At 75.7% G+C, this 19474-nt stretch carries 8 protein-coding genes; 1 reads left to right on the top strand and 7 read right to left on the bottom strand.

Translation table 11 applies throughout. The annotated features are described in order from the left end of the window. Positions 1–20: 20 nt before the first annotated feature. From K2F47_RS08885 to K2F47_RS08870, 4 genes are all read right to left on the bottom strand, one after another. Entirely contained in the window at positions 21–1646 is a 1626-nt protein-coding gene (locus tag K2F47_RS08885) for a carboxylesterase/lipase family protein (protein WP_242902275.1), read from the bottom strand. 121 nt (positions 1647–1767) lie between these two features. After that, complete coding sequence (locus tag K2F47_RS08880; RefSeq protein ID WP_242902274.1) at positions 1768–2190, bottom strand: BP74-related protein; 423 nt, start codon at positions 2188–2190, stop codon at positions 1768–1770. A 32-nt stretch (positions 2191–2222) separates the two neighbouring features. Then, positions 2223–2585 (bottom strand): hypothetical protein, encoded by a 363-nt coding sequence (locus K2F47_RS08875; RefSeq protein ID WP_242902273.1) that lies wholly within the window; start codon positions 2583–2585, stop codon positions 2223–2225. Between the two features lie 266 nt (positions 2586–2851). Next, positions 2852–3346 carry a luciferase domain-containing protein gene (locus K2F47_RS08870; RefSeq protein WP_242902272.1) on the bottom strand — a complete coding sequence of 165 codons (495 nt, stop codon included), beginning with the start codon at positions 3344–3346 and terminating at the stop codon, positions 2852–2854. A 242-nt stretch (positions 3347–3588) separates the two neighbouring features. On the opposite strand from K2F47_RS08870, the gene K2F47_RS08865 reads away from it, so the two are divergent. Further along, complete coding sequence (locus K2F47_RS08865) at positions 3589–5448, top strand: substrate-binding domain-containing protein (protein WP_242902271.1); 1860 nt, start codon at positions 3589–3591, stop codon at positions 5446–5448. Positions 5449–5465: 17 nt separating this feature from the next. Here K2F47_RS08865 and K2F47_RS08860 read toward each other — a convergent pair whose 3' ends face one another. From K2F47_RS08860 to K2F47_RS08850, 3 genes are read right to left on the bottom strand one after another with little or no spacing between them, the layout of a single operon-like run. Further along, positions 5466–6359 carry a threonine ammonia-lyase gene (locus tag K2F47_RS08860; RefSeq protein WP_242902270.1) on the bottom strand — a complete coding sequence of 298 codons (894 nt, stop codon included), beginning with the start codon at positions 6357–6359 and terminating at the stop codon, positions 5466–5468. Then, positions 6356–14575 (bottom strand): non-ribosomal peptide synthetase/MFS transporter, encoded by an 8220-nt coding sequence (locus K2F47_RS08855; protein WP_242902269.1) that lies wholly within the window; start codon positions 14573–14575, stop codon positions 6356–6358. The genes K2F47_RS08860 and K2F47_RS08855 overlap by 4 nt, the downstream gene beginning before the upstream one ends. Continuing rightward, entirely contained in the window at positions 14572–19347 is a 4776-nt protein-coding gene (locus K2F47_RS08850; RefSeq protein ID WP_242902268.1) for a non-ribosomal peptide synthetase, read from the bottom strand. Before K2F47_RS08850 ends, K2F47_RS08855 begins: the two co-directional genes overlap by 4 nt. Between the last annotated feature and the right edge of the window lie 127 nt (positions 19348–19474).

The raw sequence follows: 19474 nt of genomic DNA, 5'->3' as shown, positions 1-19474 counted from the left end.
CGGGTCAGGCAGCGGGCAGATCAGGCGTCGGGCAGGGACCGCCAGAACCCGCAGTGGTGCTCGGCGGCGCCGTCGACGGGCCGGATCCCTCCCCGTCCGGGGGCGAGGGCGATCTCCGGCGACGCGGTGCGCCCCGGCGCGGCCCGGCGCCACGGCCGCACGCGCGCGTCTCCGGGACGTCCCGTCCGGGCGAAGTGCGCCCAGTAGTCGATCATCTGGTCGGCGAGCCGCCGCTGCGCCGCCGTGTACGCCAGCGGCCGTCCGTCGAAGTCGACCGGTTTGCCCTTGATGTCGAACAGGTAGAGCAGCTCGGCGGCATGTGAGGCGCCCGCGTCGAAGCCGGCGGGCACCGGCGAGTAGGGCGGCGCGTGCTCGTCCGCGAACTCGTAGGAGTGGACGGGGACGCGGCGCGACAGCGCGTCGGCCGTGCGGATCTGCGGGCAGACGAACATCCGGTCGCTGTAGACCGTGTAGAGGCTCACCCACGAGTCGCCCTCGGCGGCGGGCGGGTACAGCGCCTCGACCCGCCGGGCCCCGGCGTCCCCGAAACCGAGGACGAGCCGGTCGTGGTACTGCCCCGGTGTCAGCGGAATCTCCCACCTGCGCATCAGCCCGGCCAGGAACCGCAGCTCGTCGCGCGTGTGCCCGGAGATCACCGGCACCGGGTGGAACCGTCCCGCCCCGACCGCGGCGGCCGGGTGGGAGGGCAGCGTCGCGGTGCCGGTCGCGACGGCGGTGAAACGGTCGTTCAGCCCGAGCACCTTCCCCGCGGGAAGGGCGCGCAGGCACTCCATCCGCGCGGACGTCCCGCCCCGGTCGCAGCCCCACTCGCGGGCCGCCCGCCGTCCCGCCCGCAGGACGGCGCCCAGCGGAGTGTAGAACGACCCGGCCTCTGGGTCCTTCTCCCCCTGCCCGCCCTTGGGCCAGGAGACCCCGCACGACCCGCTCTGCAACACGACCTTGTCGAACAGGCCCGCCGCTCCCGGAGACGTCAGCTGCGCGCACGCGCCCACCGCTCCACCGGACTGCCCGAACAGCGTGACGTTGCGGGCGTCGCCGCCGAACGCCCCGGCGTTGGCCCGCACCCAGCGCAGCGCCGCCTGCTGGTCCCGCAACGTGAACGTGCCCGCGCCGGGCATGCCGGGCACGCCGAACAACCCGAAGACGCCGAGCCGGAAGTCGACGGACACCACCACGACATCGCCCCGGACGGCCAGCCGCGCCGGGTCGATCTCGCCCGCCGAACCGCCCTGGAACCCGTCGCCGTGCAGCCACACCATCACCGGCCGGCCGCCGCGCCGGGCCGGCGCGCGCGGCGCGGTCACGTCCAGGTGCAGGCAGTCCTCGGCGGTCCCGGAGCCGGACCCCTGCGGGCACGGCGGCCCGGACCGGGTGGCCTGGCGAATCCCGCGCCAGGGCAGGGCGGGCGCGGGCGGGCGCCACCGGCGCGCCCCGGTGGGAGGTTCCGCGTAGGGAACACCGCGGAACCGGACGACGCGTCCGTCCGCGCTGCCCCGCACCAGCCCGGCCGACGTGCGCACGACGGGGTCGTCCTCCGCCGCGTCCGCGCCGCCGGACAGGACGCCCGCGAGCAGGACGGCGAGCGCGGTGAGCGCCGTGCCTCGATATCGAAATGATCGGCTCATGCCCGGAAAGCCAACCAGCGGAATCACCGGACCGGAGCCCTCCGAACGGCCAAACGATTAGCCGATGGGCTACGCGAACGCCCCGGGACGGACGGCGACCGTCCCGGGGCGTCCTGTCGCGCTAGTGCGAGATCGGGTCGAGCGAGGTGATGACCGCGTCCCAGGGGCAGAAGTATCCGGCGCCCCAGTTCGGCCCGTCCACATAGGACGGCCTGCCGTCGCAGACCTCCGTGGTCGCGTCGGCGAAGCCGAAGTTGTTCGGGTCGATGGACCACTGGTAGGGCGAGTTCACGTCGGTCACGCCCCAGTTGATCTTCCCGTTCGGAATGCTGGGACCGGAGCCGCCGTTGAGCAGCGCCTCGGCCTGGTCGATGTCGTCCTGGTCCACCAGGCGGACCTTGTAGCTCTCGCCGCTCACGTTGAAGGTCGCCACGTACTGGGCGTCCTCCGGCGCCGCGCCGGTGTCCGCGACGGCGGACGTGGCGGACCCCAGCAGCAGCCCCAGGGCGATGGCGCCCCCGGTGAAGAACGTTTTCGGAGTCATGTTTCCTCCTCCTTTGATGACCGCTACCGACGCTAAAAGTCGAGGACCGCGCGAACGATCCAGCCCACGCGTCGATCCGCGGTACAGGAGGCTGTACCTGGAAACGTCAATCCGTTGAATGACCAGCGCAATCCACGGCCATTAACTGCCGACCCGCTCCCCTCATCGCTGCGCTGGGCGAGTTCCAGCGCCTGCGTCGGCATTCCCGCGCTGAGCAGCACGCACCAGAAGGGGGCCACCGTCGCCGGTCCGGAGCCGGAGAACTCGGCGATCACCCGTCCGGCGTACTTCTCCGCCTCCTCGTGCGCCGCGATCCGCTTCAACGCGTTGAGGGCGTCGGCTACGTCAGCGGCATCGTGTGCGGGGGCGTAGGCGGCGATGCGCTGGGAGAGCACCCCCGCGGGACCGTCCAGCCTCCGCTCCGCAGCGCCTCCAGGAGATCCACCATGGTCCCGGGGTCATGGACGGGCACGGCGGATCACGCCCGTGGCGTCGTCGAACGACGCGCGAGCGAAGACCAGAGTGCGCTCACCTGGTGGGGGACCGGGTCGGCCGGTCAGGCGCTGTCGGCGGTCCACGCGGCGGCCGGGGGCGCCGGTGGGCTGCTATCACGGGCATGCTGGGACGTTCCAAAGCGCGCACCGTCCGGCCGGTCCGCCGGCTAGGGATGCGCCTGGACGTCCAGTCTCCAGGGGATGTCGAGGGAGACCGGTTCGATCCTGCGGGCGGGCGGGGCGCCGTCGCGGGCGAGGATCCGCCGCTGCCGGACGGCGGGACGCGCGTTCGGGCAGTCCCTGACGCCGTGCCGGTACGGGCCCCGGGCGGAGTCGTTGGCCTGGATGGCCAGGCTGACGAGCGACTGGAGGAGGAACAGGTCGTTGTCGGTGTCCAGCTGCACCTGGACCCAGCCGGAGTCAGGGGGGATGATGACACGATTGGTCGCGGTGAGGGCATCGGTCATCCGCCGGGCGATCCGCTCGGTGAGGAGCACCTCGGCCATGTTCCCCTGGTGCAGATGGACGATCTGCCGGCCGTGGGCGGCCAGCGCGCGGCCGGGCGGGCAGTCGGCGCGGCAGGCCGTCAACGGCCAGTCCCGGAACCGGCCGAGCGCGAGGTCGGCGTAGCAAACGGAGCGTGGGCTGCGTCCTCGTCTCATGGTTGCCAGCGTTGCGGGTTACCCCGGCGTAGCGGTGGACGGGAGCCGTCCTGGTGCGATTCGGGGGTTCCTGGTGGCTTCCAGGAACCCGTGGCCCGATCTGGAAGCGTCCAAGACGGGGCCGGGCGCCGACCAGTCGGCCACCAGTACGCGAACTTCTGGGGAACTCAGGGATCTTGTGCCCGTTCGGGCTGCATCGTAAGTGTTCGCCTCGTTGTGGTGCCGAGGTGGGGCATAACTGGATGGAGCGGGTGTTGGACTCCTATCTCGACCAGAAAGCGGATTTCCACCGTTATCTGGTCGGCAGGCTGGGAGAGAGCGGCGCGGCGGCGCTGGCGCGGAGCACCGGCCTGCTGGAGGTGACGGCGCGGGCGCTGCTCGACGGCGAGTTCCTGTCGTGGGAGGTCGTCAGCGCGTGCCTGGCGGCGGCGGGCGTCGACAGCGCGGAGGTGGGGCAGGCGCGGCGCCGGTGGGCGGCGGTCGAGCACGCGATGTGGGACGAGCGGGGCGACGCCCTGCGCGCGGCGTTCGAGCAGAACGGGCACGCCAAGCCGGCGCGGCTCGTCGAGGCGCACCAGCGGGAGGTGCCCTGGCGGCGGCTGACCGCGCGGGTGCCGGTGACGTTCAGGCCGTGGGTCGAGCCGACGTTCGGGACCGGCCGCAGGCTGCCCGACCCGGCGGCGGCCAAGGACATCCGGGACTTCTACGCCTTACTGCGGGAGCTGCGGGTCTGGGCGGGCTCGCCGCGGCAGTCGGAGATCGAGAAGCGCTCGTGGGGGGCGCTGCCGGACGCCACGATCAGTGCGATGCTCCAGAAGGACCGCTGGCGGACGCCCAGCGACCGGGACCTCGTCCGGGTCGGGTACTTCGCGGCGGCCTGCGGGCTCCCCCGGACGGAGGTGACGCGCTGGGTCGAGGCGTACGAGCGCGTCCGGCACGTCCCGCCGCCGGACGACCTGGCGATGGCCCGCGCGGAGGCAGCCGAGCTGCGGTCCAAGGTGGCCGCCGCCCAGGCCGAGGCGGACAAGCTGCGGAAGCGGCTCATCGCGCAGACGGAGCAGGCCCCCGAGGACGCGCCGGCGAAGCCCGACCCAGAGGAGGCGTCCGGCGCGCGCGGACCGTGGAGCCTTCGGCGGCGGCGGACGGTGGCGGCCGTCGCGGTGCTGGTGTTCGCCGCCGGCGCCGGGACGGGCGCGGTCCTCGGACGGAGCGGGTCGTCGGCCGAGGCGCCGGTGTGCTTCGCCGGGACGCTGCGGCTGGTCGGCTCCACCGCGTTCGAGCGGACGGCGATCACCCTGCGGCGCGGCTACGAGGACCTGTGCCCGGACGCGCGCGTCAGCGTGGAGGCCATCGGCTCCAACGAGGGTGTCCGGGTGCTCACCCGGGACAACGCGGGCACGGCGGTCGCGATGCACGACGGGCACCTCAGGCCCGACTCCGACGAGATCCGGCAGCGGGGGTTCCGGGGGTTCCCGGTGGCGCTGGTCGGGTTCGCGATCATCGTCAACAAGGACACGAACGTGACGGGGCTGACCGTCCAGCAGCTGAAGTCCATCTACGCGCGGGACTCCGGGCCCACCAACTGGAGGCAGCTCCCGGGCGGCGCGAACGTCCCGATCCGGCTGGTCAGCAGGACCGAGGGCTCGGGGACGCGGGGGATCTTCGAGGAGCGGCTGCTCGACGAGCCCGAGCCGGACCTGTCGTCGGGCGACTGCCGGCGCAAGGACGAGATCCGCGCGAGCTACCGCATCATCCGGTGCGAGCGCAGCAGCCAGGGGCAGGTCCTCGACACGGTCAACTCGGTCCCCGGGACGATCGGGTACGCGGAGCTGCACGTTGCCGGGGACACGCGCCGCTACCCGAACGTCCGGGTCCTCACGCTGGACGGCCGGAGGGCCGGGGGCCCTCCGGCGATGGGCTCCTACCCGTTCGTCGCCCCGGAGGTCTTCTACACCGCCGGGCTGCCGCCGAACGGCAGCCCGGCGGCGGCGTTCCTGACCTTCCTCGCCGGCGACGACGCCCGCCGGATCTTGCAGCGGGCGGGCTCGTCGGTGTGCGTCGGCGCGGACGCCCAGGTCGTCCCCCGCTGCCAGGTCACCTGACGGCGACCCGGCCCGGGTCAGAAGTTGCCTCCCGACAGGACGGCGGTCACCGGCCCGGGCGGGAGGGCGTCCTGGTGGAGGAGGTAGGCGGCGGTGGTGACGGCGCCGCTGGGCTCGGCGCGTTCGGACAGCGACGCGTGGAGCAGGCCCGCCGCCTCGGCGATCGTCGCCTCGTCCACCGTGAGCATGTCGTCGACGTAGCGGTGGATGTGCCGCCAGGCGAGCGCGCCGAGCGAGGGGGCGCGCAGCCCGTCGGCGATCGTGCGGTAGGTCTCCTCCACGGGCCAGGCGACGCGGCGGCCCGCGCGGAAGCTCGCCGCCCCGTCGGCGGCCAGCTCCGGCTCCACCCCGACCACGCGGACGGACGGCGCGCACGCCTTCACCGCCACCGCCACCCCGGCCAGCAGCCCGCCGTTGCAGACCGGGACGAGGACGGTGCCGCTCGCCGGGAGGTCGAGGCCGACGCTGCCGTGGCCCGCGATGACGTCGAAGTCGTCGGAGCCGACGATCGTCGCGCCGAGGTGGCCGGCGAGCGCGGCGCAGGTCTCCGCGCGGAGCGCGGGCGGCACGATCACCACCTCCGCGCCCTGCTCCCGCGCCGCGGTGACCTTGACCTCGGGCGCGGTGTCGGGCAGCACGACGGTGACGCGCAGCCCGTGCCGGGACGCGGCGTAGGCGATGGCGCGGGCGTGGTTGCCCGAGGACTGCGCGACGACGTGCGCGACGCCGCGCTCGGCGAGCCGGGCGACCGCGTTGAGCGCGCCGCGCACCTTAAACGAGCCGGTGGGCTGGCGGTTCTCCGGCGCCACCCAGAGGCGTTCGCCGGGCACGCGGCGGGGCTTGGTGTGCCGGATGTGCGGCCCGATGCGGTGCGCGGCCTGCTCGATGTCGGCGAGGGTGACCAGGCTCATGCGGCCAGCACCCGGTTCTGGACGGCGTCGAGGTCGGCGTCGGCCTCGGGCGGGGGCGCCGCGTCCGGGACGAGGTCCTCCAGGTGGCGCAGCGGCCGGTAGCGGAGCCCGAGCAGGCCCCAGCCGACGAGCAGCACGCCGCTGGCCAGCAGGACGAGCGCGGCGCCGCGGCCGGGACCGGAGGTGTGCGGCTGGGCCCAGTCGGCGAGCCATCCGGCGGACAGGAACCCGAGCGGCTGCATGGCGGTGGCGAGCATGATGTTGATCGCCATGACGCGGCCCTGGAGCTCGGGCCCGACCTTCACCTGGAGGATCGACAGCCAGTGCGCGTTGCCGATGCTCATGCACGCCAGCCGGACGAACAGGCCGGCCGCGACCAGCCCGAGGACCGGCCAGGCGCCCATCGCGACGACGCCGATCCCGGAGCCGACGACGAACCCGATCATTCCGGTGGCGCGGCGCTTCGTCCCGCCCCAGACCAGCACGACGGCCGTGCCCGCGGCGGCGCCGAGGCCGCCGACGGCGGTGACGAGGCCGAGGGCGGTGGGCGACCCGATCGCCAGCACGATCGGGGTGATGAGCACCCACATCATCGCCGTACAGAAGTTGACGACGGCGAAGTAGCCCGCCATCACCAGCAGCGGGCGGCGGTGGCGCAGGAACCGCCAGCCCCCGGCGAGCGCGGCGGCGAAGGTCTCCTCGCGGCGGTGGAACAGCCGGTCGGGGAAGCGGACGGCGGCCAGCGTCAGCACGCCGATGGCGAACGACGCCACGTCGATCGCGACGACCCAGGACAGCCCGACGAGGCCGATGAGCGCGCCGCCGACCAGCGGCGCGACGACGTTGCCGATGCCGAACCCGGCATTGGCGAGCGCGTTCGCCTGCGGCAGGTACGGCTTGGGGACGAGCTGGGCGATCGCGGCGAGGTAGGCGGGCTCGTGGAACGCGGTGACCAGCGATGTCAGCCCGACGATGAGGCAGACGTTCCACAACGCCAGGTGGTCGGTCGCGAGCAGCAGCACCAGCGCGGCCATCGCGACACCGGAGACGGCGTTGCAGGCGAGCATGATCCGCCGCCGGTCGACCCGGTCGGCGAGCGCGCCGCCGAGCGGGCTGAGCAGGACGGTCGGGATCTGCGCGAGCATCACCACGAGCGCGAGGTCGACGATCCGGCCGCTGCGCTGGTAGGCCCACACGCCGAGGGCGAAGGAGCTGAGCGCGTTGCCGACGACGGACACGAACTGCCCGGCCGCCACCGTGTAGAAGGGGCGCAGGCCGGTGCGCTCGTCGCGGCGCACCGGTTCCGGCAGGTGCCCGGCCTTCCAGCGGCGCGCGTGCTCGGCGAGGACGGCGGCGAGCGGCTCGGCCTGGTGCCGCAGGAAGTAGTGCCCGGCCCGGGGCAGGACGGCGAGGTCAACGCGCGGGGAAAACACGGCCCATTCGGCGTGGCGCTCCTGGTACAGCTCGGTCGCGCGGTCGCGCTCGCCGACCAGGCAGAGGATCGGCGCGTCCAGCGCGCGCCCGGGTTCGGCCAGCTCGGCGCCGAACCAGGACCGCGCCTGCTCGGCGTCGTGCCGCATGGCGCGCACGGCGGCCTCCTTGGCCGCCTCGTCCATATCGTCGAGGAGCCCGCCGGTGGCGCGCAGCGCGTCCCGGAACATCCGGTCCGACACGAGGCGCTCGCCCCGGAACAGCCGCTGCGCGAGGCCCGGCAGCCGCGCGGCCGGGAAGCTGCCCGCCGCGACCACGCCCAGCACCGGGACGCCGTCGGCCTCCAGACGGCGGGCGAGCGCGACGGCGGGCGCCGATCCGACGCAGTGCCCGTACACCACGACCGGGCCGGACGCGGCGGACGCGACCTCGGGTGCGAGCCGGTCCACCAACTCGGCGATCGGGATCGGCGCCTCGTCCGGACGGGCGGGGTCGTGGCCGGGCGGCTCCACCGCGAGCACCTCGACCGCGTCGCCGAGCGCCTGCGCGAGCGGATGGTAGACGGCCGCCGAGCCGCCGCCGTAGGGGACGCACACGAGCGTGAACTCGGGCCGCCGCCCGCCGCCCAGTTTGTGCAGGAGCCCCGTGCCGCCGGTGTCGCGGGCGTCGAGGAACGCGGCCAGCCCGGCGACGGTCGGACGGGTGAACAGGTCGATCACCCGGAGCCCGCCGCCGATCTCCTTCACCGCGCGGACGGCGGCGAACGAGTCCCCGCCGAGGGCGAAGAAGTCGTCGTCCGCGCCGACGCCGTCCGCTTCCAGGACGGCAGCGAACGCCGCCGCCACGCGGTGCTCCGACGGCGTGCCGGGCGGCCGCGACCGGGTCGCCTCGACCCGCGGCGCGGGCAGCGCGGCCCGGTCGATCTTGCCGTTGGGATTGAGCGGGAGCCGCTCCAGCGGGACGAACTGCGCCGGGACCATGTAGTCGGGCAGCCGGTCCCGCAGCGCGGCCCGGACGGACGCGACGTCCACGCCTCCCGGGGTGAGCCAGGCGGCGAGGCGGCGCGAGCGCCCCTCCCCGACCGGCAGCACGACCGCCTCGTCCACCTCGGGGAGGTCCCGCAGCGCGGCGGTGACCTCGCCCAGCTCGACCCGGTAGCCGCGCACCTTGACCTGGTCGTCGACGCGGCCGCGGAACTCCACGGTGCCGTCGGCGGCGACCCGCAGCAGGTCGCCGCTGCGGTAGCAGCGGCCCTCCCCGGTGACGGGGTCGGCGACGAACCGCGCGGCGGTCAGCTCGGGCAGGCCGATGTAGCCGCGGGTGACGCCGGGCCCGCCGACGACCAGCTCGCCGGGGACGCCGGGCGGCACCGGCCGCAGCGCCGCGTCCACGAGGTGGCCGTACACGCCGGGCAGCGGGCGGCCGAGCGGAACGATCCCGGTGCGGCGCTCGGGCGGGACCTCGGCGGTGTCGCAGACCAGGCAGATCATCGTGGACTCGGTGTGCCCGTAGTGGCTCTGGATCCGCAGCCCGGGCCGCGCCGCGCGGGCCCGCTCGACCAGGTCCCACGGGCACGCCTCGCCCGCCAGCACCAGCAGCGTGCGGGGCAGCACGGCGGCGAGGTCGCCGCCGGACGCGAGCAGCTCCAGGTGGCTCGGCACGCACTTGACCACGTCCACGGCGTGCTCGCGCAGGTATCCGGCGAACGCGGCGGGGTCCATGGCGGTCTCGCGCGCCACCAGGTGCACGGTGCCGCCGGTCGTCAGCGCGCCGAACACGCAGGTGAGGCCGAAGTCGGCGGCGGGCGTGGACACGACGGCGAAGGAGCCGCCGGGCACGTCGATCGCGGGCAGCATGCCCGCGAGGTAGCCGGTGACGCTGCGGTGCTCCACCGCGACGGCCTTCGGCGTGCCCGTGGACCCCGACGTGAAGATCACATGGTGCAGGTGGTCGGTGCGGACGTCCACGTCCGGCCGGGCCGCGGGCGGCAGCGCGTCCGGGACCAGCGCGGTCACCTCCGGCGGCAGCAGGCCGGTGAACTCGGGCGCGGCGACCACGGTCCGCACCCCGGCGGCGGCGATCATCGCGTGGATGCGCGCGGGCGGGTAGGCGGGGTCCATCGGCAGGTAGCCGCCGCCGGACTTCTCGATGCCGAACAGCGCGCAGGCCAGGTCGGCGCCCGGTTCCAGCAGCACGCCGACGGGCTCGTCCGGGCGGACCCCTGCGGCGAGCAGGCCGCCCGCGACGCGGTTGGCGCGTTCCTCCAACTCGGCGTAGCTCAGCGCGCGGTCGGCGCCGACGACGGCGGGCGCGTCGGGGGCCTCGTCGACCCAGCGTTCGATGAGCCGGTGCACGGGGACGTCGACCGGCGTCGCGGTCGGGCCCGCGAGGGCGGGGCCGGTCACCGGCTCCAGCGGCACCGCGCCGACTGGAGCGTCCAGATCGGCGAGCATGCCGTCCAGCAGCGTGAGGAACCAGCGGGCGAACCGGGCGGCGGTGCCGTCGTCGAACAGGTCTACTCGATAGGACAGGCCGCCCCGCAGCGGTGTCCCGGCGCCGGAGTCGACGACGTGCCAGTTCAGGTCGAACTTGGAGCTGTCCTCGGCGAGGTGCAGCTCGGTCACCTCCAGGCCGCTGAGGGCCGGGGGCGGCGGCGCCGGGTAGCAGTTCAGCAGCACCTGGAACAGCGGCGTCGCGGCGAGGTTGCGTTCGGGGCGGAGCCGGTCCACGATCCACTCGAACGGGGTGCGGGCGTGGGTGAGCGCGCCGATCGCGGCCTGCCGCGTCCGGTCGAGCACCTCCCGTCCGGTCGGGTCGCCGGACAGGTCCCCGCGCACCACGACCGTGTTGAGGAAGCAGCCGACGACGTCCTCGGTGCCGGGGTGGTCGCGCCCGGCGACCGGCACGCCGACCGCGATGTCGGTGCCGTTCGACAGCCGGGCCAGCAGCGCCTGGAGGCCCGCCATCAGGACGATGAACGGCGTCGCCCGGTGCGCCGCCGCGACCTCCCGGACCCGGTCGCTGAGCGCGGCGGGCAGCTCCAGTTCGACCGCCGCCCCGGCGTCCGCCGCGACGGGCGGGCGGGGACGGTCGGCCGGGAGGTCCAGCACCGGCGGCAGCCCGGCCAGCGTCTGCTCCCACCAGTCCAGCCCGGCCTCGTCCTCGGCGGGCGCGACCTGCGAGTACTGGTAAGGCGGCGGTTCCAGCGGGCCGCGCAGCCCGAGCCGGGCCGCGTACAGCTCGGCCAGCTCGCGCTGGATCAGGCCGCGCGTCCAGACGTCGGTGGCGATGTGGTGGAACGTCAGCGCGAGTATGTGCCTGTCCCTTGTGGGGGGACGACCCCCCACACCCCCCGGAACTGCCCTGTCGCCGTCCTCAACGAACAGCGCGGCGCGCATCGGGGGTTCGACGTCGAGCGCGAACGGGCGGGCCAGCTCCTCGGCCGCCGAGCCCGTCCGCCTGACCTCCACGGGCACCGCCTCGGCGGGACGCGCGACGAGCACCGGCTCGGGTCCGGAGTCGTCGATCACGCTGCGCAGCACCGTGTGCCGCTCGGCCAGGTCGCGGACGGCGGCGAGCAGCGCCGCGACGTCCAGTGGGCCGGTGAGCCGCAGCACGAGCGGAACGTTGTAGGCCGTGCTGTCCGGTTCGAGCTGCGCGAGGAACCACAGCCGCGCCTGCGCGGGCGACAGCCGGTCGCTCACCGGACGGATCACGACGTCGTCGGCCGTCCCGGCGACGGGCAGCGCGGCGGCCAGGTCGGCGAGCACGGGATGCTCGAACAGCAGCCGCACCGGCACCGCCGCGCCCAGCTCCTCCCGCAGCCGGGCGGCGACGCGGGTCGCGGCGAAGGAGTGCCCGCCGAGCGCGAAGAAGTCGTCGTCGGCCGCCACCGCGCCGACCTCAAGCACCTCGGCCCACGCCTCGGCGACCAGCAGCTCCTGCGGGGTGGCCAGCGGCCTGCGGCCCTCGGCGGCGGTCTCGGGGACGGGCAGCGCGGCCCGGTCCACCTTGCCGTTCGGTGTGAGCGGCAGCGCGGCGAGGACGGCGATCGCGGCGGGCACCATGTGGTCGGGCAGTCGTTCCCGCAGTGCGGCGCGCACGGCCGCCACGTCCAGCGGCCCCTCCCCCGACGGGGTGATCCAGGCCGCCAGGCGGCGGGCCGCGCCGTCGCCGACGGGCAGCACGAACGCCTCGGCCACCTCCGGCAGCGCGCGCAGCGCCGAGCCGACCTCGCCCAGCTCCACCCGGAAGCCGCGCACCTTCACCTGGTCGTCCAGCCGTCCGAGGAACTCCACGAGCCCGGACGGGCCGACCCGCACCCGGTCGCCGGTGCGGTACCAGCCGCCCGCGAACCGCCGCGCGGTCAGCTCGGTGCGGCCGAGGTAGCCGCGCGCCACGCTCGGGCCGCCGATCCACAGCTCGCCGGGCACCCCGGCGGGGACGGCGCGTCCGGTCGCGTCCACGACGCGGCAGGCAACGTTCACCAGCGGACGCCCGAGCGGCGCCACGCCATGCGACAGGTCCGTCACCTCGGAGGCCAGCACCGACACGGTCGTCTCGGTGGGGCCGTAGTGCACCTGCACCGCGAGGTCCGGGCGCGCCGCGCGCACCCGCGCGAGCAACTCGCCCGGCACCGCCTCGCCCGCGAGGATCAGCAGACGGCGCGGCAGGCACCGCATGCCGAGCAGCTCCAGCTGGCTCGGCACCATCTTGATCGCGTCCACCGGGTGCTCGTCCAGGTAGGCGGCGCACGCGTCCGGGTCGGTGGCGGTCTCGTGGCCGATCATGTGCAGGGCGGCGCCGCGGACCAGCGCGCCCCACAGGTTGGTGAGGCCGAGGTCGGCCGACGCGGTCGAGACCAGCGCGAACGAGGCCACCCCGTCCGGGATCAGCGCGCCGACCGCGCCCAGGTAGTGGGCGATGTGCCGGTGCTCGACGGCGACGCCCTTCGGCTCGCCCGTGGAGCCGGACGTGTAGACCACGTAGGCGAGGTGGTCCGGCGGCACGGCGACGTCCGGCCGGTGGACGGGACGGTCCGCCGCCGCGGCCACCTCCGCCTCGGTGAGGACGGTCCGGGCACCCGAGTCGGCCAGCACCGCCTCGGTCCTGGCCCGCGGGTACACGGGGTCGAGCGGCAGGTAGGCGGCGCCCGCCTTGAGCACGCCCAGCAGCGCCACCACCAGCTCGGGGCTCCGCTCCATGAGCACCGCGACCGGTTCCTGGGGCGCGGTCCCGCGGTCGAGGAGCCAGTGCGCGACCTGGTTGGCGCGGCGGTCCAGCTCGGCATAGGAGAGAGTGCCGACGGCGAGCACCTCGGGCGCGGCGTCGGCGGCGCGTTCGACGAGCGCGTGCAGCGGCGCGTCCACCGGGACGTCGCGGACCGGGCCGCGCAGATCGTCGCCCTCGGGCAGCCGGACCGGCGCGGCCGGGTCGGCCAGCATCCCGTCGAGCAGCGCGACGTACCAGGCCACCATGCGTTCGACGGTGGCCTCGTCGTACAGGTCGGCCCGGTACAGCAGCTGCCCGGAGAAGCGCTCCCCGTCGTCGGCGAGCGAGAGGTTCAGGTCGAACTTGGCGGTGGGCGCGGGCAGCGGCTCCGGGCGCACGGTCACGCCCGGCAGCGTCGTCCGCGCGCCGCCGTCGTAGACGTTGAGCATCACCTGGAACAGCGGCGTGGACGACAGGCTCCGGTCGGGGCGCAGCCGTTCCACGATGTCCTGGAAGGGGGTGCGGGCGTGCGCGAACGCGTCCAGCGCGGCGTCGCGCGCCCGCCGCACCAGCTCGGCGCCGGACGGGTCGCCCGAGGTGTCGCCCCGCACCACGAGCGTGTTGACGAAGGGCCCGACGACCCGCTCGGCGTCGGGGTGGTGGCGTCCGGCGTGCGGGACGCCGACCGCGATGTCGGTCTCGCCCGACAGCCGGGCCAGCAGCGCCTGCAACCCGGCCAGCAGCACCATGAACGGCGTCGCGTCGGGCACCGCGCGGACCCGCGCCGACAGCGCGGCGGGCAGCGCGACCGGCACCGACGCGCCCCGCCACGACGCCACCGCCGGGCGGGGCCGGTCGGTGGGCAGGTCGAGCACGGGCGGCAGGCCCGCCAGCCGCTCCGTCCACCAGTCCAGGTCGTTCCGGGGGGTGTGGGGGGTCGTCCCCCCACCAGGGACCGGGTCGGTGTCGGGACGCCCGGCCTCGAAGGCGGCGACGTCGGCGTAGTGCAGCGCGGGCGGCTCCGGCTCGGGCGCCAGGCCGAGCCGCGCCGCGTACAGGGCCGACAGCTCCTCCAGCAGCAGGCCCTCGCTCCAGGCGTCGGTGACGATGTGGTGGAACGTCAGCGCCAGCACATGGGTGTCGTCGGCGACGTGGAACAGGGCGGCGCGCATGGGCGGCTCGGCGTCCAGCCGGAACGGCCGCCAGGCGTGGTCGGCGAGGGCGGCGTCGTCGAACGCGCCCATCGGCACCGGCACCTCGCCGACCGGGCTGACGGTTCCACCGTCGATCACGCCGCGCAGGATCCAGTGCCGTTCGGCGAGCGCGCCGACGGCCGCGCGGAGGGCGCCGGTGTCCAGCGGCCCGTCCAGCCGCAGCGCGACCGGGACGTTGTAGGCGGCGCTGTCCGGTTCGAGCTGGGCGAGGAACGCCAGCCTGGCCTGCGCCGGGGAAAGCTCCATCTCGGTCGCGCCCAGCGCGGGGATACCGGTGGCGGACGAGCGCACCTCGGCCCTCGCGGCGGCGAGCCGGGAGCGGACGAGTGCGGCGAGGCGGTCCTGGCTCGTCTCCGTCATGACGCGTCCCCCGTCGTGCCCGTCGTATCGGTGGCGGCGAGCTCGGCCAGCAGGAGTTCCTCCAGCGCCGCCGCGAAGTCGGCGAGCACCGGCCGGTCGAACAGCAGCCGGACCGGGACCGCGAGGCCGAGCGCCTCCCGGAGGCGGCCGGTCACGCGGGTGGCGGCGAAGGAGTGCCCGCCGAGCGCGAGGAAGTCGTCGTCGGCCCAGACGGAGGGCAGCTCCAGCACCGCCGACCAGATGTCGGCCACCAGGTGCTCGGCGTCGGTGCCCGGCGCGGGGCGGTCCGCGACCGAGGGGGCCGCCGGCACGGGCAGCGCGGACCGGTCGGCCTTGCCGCTCGGCAGCCGCGGCAGCACCGGCAGCGCCGACCAGCGGCGCGGCACCATGTGCTCGGGCAGCCGGGCGCGCAGGTGCTTCTCGACGACGTCGAGGTCGACGTCGGCGGGGGCGACGTGGCCGACCAGGTGCGCCTCCGGGCCGGACCCGGCGGCCGTCACGACGCCGTCGGCCACCTCGTGCAGGACGGCCTCGATCTCGCCCAGCTCGATCCGGTAGCCGCGCACCTTCACCTGGTGGTCGCGGCGGCCGTGGAACTCCAGCGTCCCGTCCGGCCGCCAGCGCGCGAGGTCGCCGGTGCGGTAGCGGCGCCCGCCGGGGTGGTGGGGGTCGGCGGAGAACGCGGCGCCGGTCAGGTCGGGACGGCCCCGGTAGCCGCGCGCGACCCCGGCACCGCCGAGCACCAGCTCGCCGAGCGCGCCGGGGGGCAGCAGCCGCAGCCAGGGGTCGGTCACGTACGCGCGCTCGCCCGCCATGGGCGTGCCGATCGGCACCGTCGTCGCGGCGGGCCCGACCGTGCCGGGGACGACCAGGTGCATCGTGGAGCCGACCGTCGCCTCGGACGGGCCGTACCCGTTCCACAGCCGCCGGACGCGGGGCGCGAGCCGCGCCGCGAGCGCCGGGTCGAGCGCCTCCCCGCCGCTGATCACCTGGAGCCGGGGGCCGCCCTCCCACCCGGCCTCCAGCAGCATCCGCAGCGTGGTCGGGACGAGGTCCACCAGCGTCGCGCCGCTGTCGTGGAGCCGCGCGGCGAGGGCGTAGCCGTCCACGGCGTCCGCGCGGGCCACGAGGACGCAGGTGCCGCCCGCGCACAGCGGCAGCCACACCTCCTCGGCGAAGATGTCGAAGGTGACGGGCGCGGCGGCGAGCATGACCTCGTCCGGCCCGAGCCCCATCACCTCGATCGAGCCGGCGACGAACGCGGCCAGGTTCCCGTGGGTGATCTCCACGCCCTTCGGCCGCCCGGTGGAGCCCGAGGTGTAGAGGACGTAGGCGAGATCGTCCGCGTGCAGGGGCGGCGGCGGCTCGGGCGGATCGTCCGCGACGGGCGGAAGGTCGTCCAGGTCGAGCGTCTCCACGCCGGGGATGTCCGCCCCGCCCCGGACGAGCACCAGCCGCGCCCCCGCGTCCTCGGCGAGCAGGTGGGAGCGCTCCGGCGGGTGGTCGGGGTCGAGCAGCACGTACGCCGCGCCCACCCGCCACACTCCGAGCAGCGCCGCCGGGAGCCGGTGGTCGCGGGGCAGCAGGGCGCCGACCAGCGCGCCCGGCCCGGCGCCGCGCGCCCGCAGCGCGGCGGCGACGCGGGCGGCCTCGGCGTGCAGTTCCGCGTAGTCGTGGGACGCGCCGTCCGGGCCGACGACCGCCGTGCCCCCGGTACGCGGCAGCGCCTCGGGGACGGTCGCGGGGAACCCCGGCAGCTCCGGCCCGGCGGCCCACGCCAGCAGGGTCTCCCGCTCCTCGGCGCTGACCAGCTCGTACTCCGCCAGCGGGCGGCCCGGGTCGGCCAGCGCCGCGCGCAGGACCCGCAGGAACCGGTCGAGCTCCGCCTCGGCCCAGTCCCGGCCGTAGCGGGCGGTGGAGTATTCGAGCTGGATCTCGGGGCCGTCCACGGTCCGGTTGACGAGCCAGCTCAGCTCCTGCGCCGCCGCGCCCGAACCGGGGTCGGACAGCAGCTCGATCCGGACGCCGCCGCCGGTCACCTCCATCGGCACCTCGCCGTGCTGGACGGCCAGCATCACCGGCACGCGCGGCAGCGCGGCGGGCGGCGTCTCCTGGTGCGCGAGGGCCCGCGCGGTCGCGGAGGCGGCCCGCCGCACCAGCGCGCGGAAGCCCTCCGCGCCGTCCGGGCGCACCCGCACGGGCAGCGCGTCCACCAGCGGGCCGATCAGCCCCGCCAGCTCGGGCCTGGCCCGGCGCGCCGCCGCCGCCCCGATCACGGGGCCGTTCCGGGGGGTGTGGCGGGACGTCCCCCCACTGGGGAGCGGGTCGGCCTCGCCCGACAGCAGGACCAGCGCGGCCAGGTACACCGCGAACGGCGTCGCGCCGCACTCGCGGGCCAGCGCGGCGACGGCGGGCTCCACCTCCCAGGGCAGCGGCCGGCCGACGCGTCCGGCCGACGGGTCGGCGCCGAGCGGCGCCGGGACGGGCGCGCCGTCCAGCTCCGCCCGCCAGAACTCGCGGTGCGCGCCGGGGACGGGCTCCGCGGCCTGCGCGGCGGCGACGTCCCCGACCTGCACCGCCGGTTCGGGGACCGCGCGACCGGCCAGCCCGGCGGCGAGCTCGTCCATGAGCACCCCGACGGAGGCGCCGTCGAAGGCGATGTGGTCCACGCTGACGGTCAGCTCGGCGTCGGAGTCGCCCCGCCAGGCCAGGTCGGCGCGGATCAGCGGCACCTCGGAGCCGAGGTCGAACACGTGCGCCGCGCCCCGCGCCGCGTCGGCGTCCACCGGTCGCTCCGTGAAGGGGACGGGGACCGGCGGGTGCACGACGGCCACCGGAATCCCGTCCTCGCCGGTGACGACCGTGCTGCGCAGCACCTCGTGCCTGCGCACCACCGCGTCGAGCGCCTCGCGCAGCGGGGCGGCGTCGGTGAGGCCGCGGACCCAGAACCGGAGCAGCAGCGTCGTGACCGGCCGGTCCGGGTGGAGCTGCCGCAGCGTCCAGAACTCGCGCTGCGCGTCGGTGAGCGGGACGGTCGTGCGGCCCGCGTGCCGGACCAGCGGCGCGGCGCCGGAGGGGCCCGCCGCCGCCAGGCCCGCCGCCGTGGGCGCGGCCAGGAACGCCGCCAGCGGGACGAGGTGCCCGCGCCGCCGGGACATCTCGCTCACCACGCGGGCGGCCTGGAGGGAGTGCCCGCCGAGGTCGGCGAACACGTCGTGGAGCCCGACCTCCGGCAGGCCCAGCACGTCCGCGATCACCTCGGCCGCCTCCCGCTCGGCGTCCGTGCGGGGCTTCGCGGCGGCGGACGAACCCGGCGGACGCGGCGCGCCCAGCTCGGGCAGCGCGTCCCGGTCGAGCTTGCCGGTGGGGCCGGTCGGCAGCCGGTCGAGCACGCCGATCCTGGACGGCACCATGTACTCCGGCAGCAGCCGCGCCAGGTGCGTCCGCAGCTCGTCCTCGATATCGGTGTCGGCCTCGACATGAGCGACGAGGTGGTCGGCGCGGGCGAGCACGACGGCGTTGCGGACGGCGGGATGCCCGGTCAGCGCGTGGTGGACCTCCCCCAGCTCCACCCGGAACCCGCGGATCTTCACCTGGTCGTCGGCGCGGCCGAGGAAGTGCAGGACGCCGTCCACGGAGCGGACCTGGTCGCCGGTGCGGTAGGCGCCCCCGGCGAACGCCCGCGCGGTCAGCGCGGGGCGGTCCAGGTATCCGCGCGCCACGCACGGCCCCGACACCCACAGCTCGCCGGGCCGCCCGTCCGGGACGGGGGCGCCGTGCTCGTCCCGCACCGACGTGACCGCGCCGGTCACCGGATACCCGATCGGCGGCGTGCCGGTCTCGCCGCGGCGCAGCTCGTAGGCGGTGCAGAGCGTGGTGCACTCGGTGGGCCCGTAGGTGTTCACGACGCGGCGCACGCCGGGGTTGGCCCAGATCCGCGCGGCCAGCGACGCGGTGAGCGCCTCCCCGCCCGTGCCGACCACGCGCACCCCGGACGGCAGCGGCCGGGTGAGCACGGCGGCGAGCACGGACGGGACGCCGTGGACGGCGGTGACCTCCTCGCGCGCGGGCAGCTCGGGCAGCGCCAGCAGGTTCTCGGCCAGGATCACCGTGCCCCCGGCGGCCAGCGGCACCACGATCTCCAGGATCGAGGCGTCGAAGCAGATCGAGGCGGCGGCGAGGTAGCCGGCCGTCTCCTCCCGCGAGTAGAAGCCATCGGCCCAGGCGAGCAGGTTCACCGTGTTGCGGTGCTCCACGACGACGCCCTTGGGGCGCCCGGTCGAGCCGGACGTGTAGATCACATACGCCGGGTCGGTGCCGTCGCCGGGCACACGCGGCGGCTCGGCGCCATCCGGCGCGCCCTGCGGCACGTCCTGGACGAGCAGCGGCTCGGCGCCGGTCGCGGCGGCTGTCGCGGCGAGCGCCGCGCTGGTCAGCACAACCGGGAACCCCGCGTCGGCGCCGATGAACCGCAGCCGTTCGGCGGGGTAGGCCGCGTCGAGCGGCACGTACGCCGCCCCCGCCTTCCAGACCCCGAGCAGCGCCGGGACCAGCCATTCGTCCCGCTCCAGGCAGATCCCGACCAGGTCGCCGCGGCCGATCCCGCGGTCCGCGAGCGCGCGGGCGAGCGCGCCGGCCCGGCGCTCCAGCTCGGCGTAGCTCGACCGGTGCGGACCGGCGACGACGGCGGTCCGCTCGGGCGCGCGGGATGCCCGGTCCTCGATGATCTCGTGCGCGCGCGCCGGCGCGCCCGACCCCGAACCCTGTGTCACGTGCTCACATCTCCCTCGATGTCAGTACGAGTCCGTGATCGCGTTGTCTGACCGCTGGGCCCCCCGGCCCGATGATCGGGATTGTCGATCATGAAGACTTTCTTGACAAATCAGACATCGTCCCCCG

The sequence above is a fragment of the Actinomadura terrae genome, assembly GCF_022751215.1.
GTDB lineage: Bacteria > Actinomycetota > Actinomycetes > Streptosporangiales > Streptosporangiaceae > Spirillospora > Spirillospora terrae.
The sequence above is the reverse complement of the archived record's forward strand: the minus strand, read 5'-3'. Positions and strand labels throughout refer to the sequence as shown.

Excerpts from the sequence above, each read along its gene's own strand:
- K2F47_RS08885 (WP_242902275.1), bottom strand. The coding sequence starts at position 1,646 with ATGAGCCGATCATTTCGATATCGAGGCACGGCGCTCACCGCGCTCGCC.
- K2F47_RS08880 (WP_242902274.1), bottom strand. The coding sequence starts at position 2,190 with ATGACTCCGAAAACGTTCTTCACCGGGGGCGCCATCGCCCTGGGGCTG.
- K2F47_RS08870 (WP_242902272.1), bottom strand. The coding sequence starts at position 3,346 with ATGAGACGAGGACGCAGCCCACGCTCCGTTTGCTACGCCGACCTCGCG.
- K2F47_RS08865 (WP_242902271.1), top strand. The coding sequence starts at position 3,589 with ATGGAGCGGGTGTTGGACTCCTATCTCGACCAGAAAGCGGATTTCCAC.
- K2F47_RS08860 (WP_242902270.1), bottom strand. The coding sequence starts at position 6,359 with ATGAGCCTGGTCACCCTCGCCGACATCGAGCAGGCCGCGCACCGCATC.
- K2F47_RS08855 (WP_242902269.1), bottom strand. The coding sequence starts at position 14,575 with ATGACGGAGACGAGCCAGGACCGCCTCGCCGCACTCGTCCGCTCCCGG.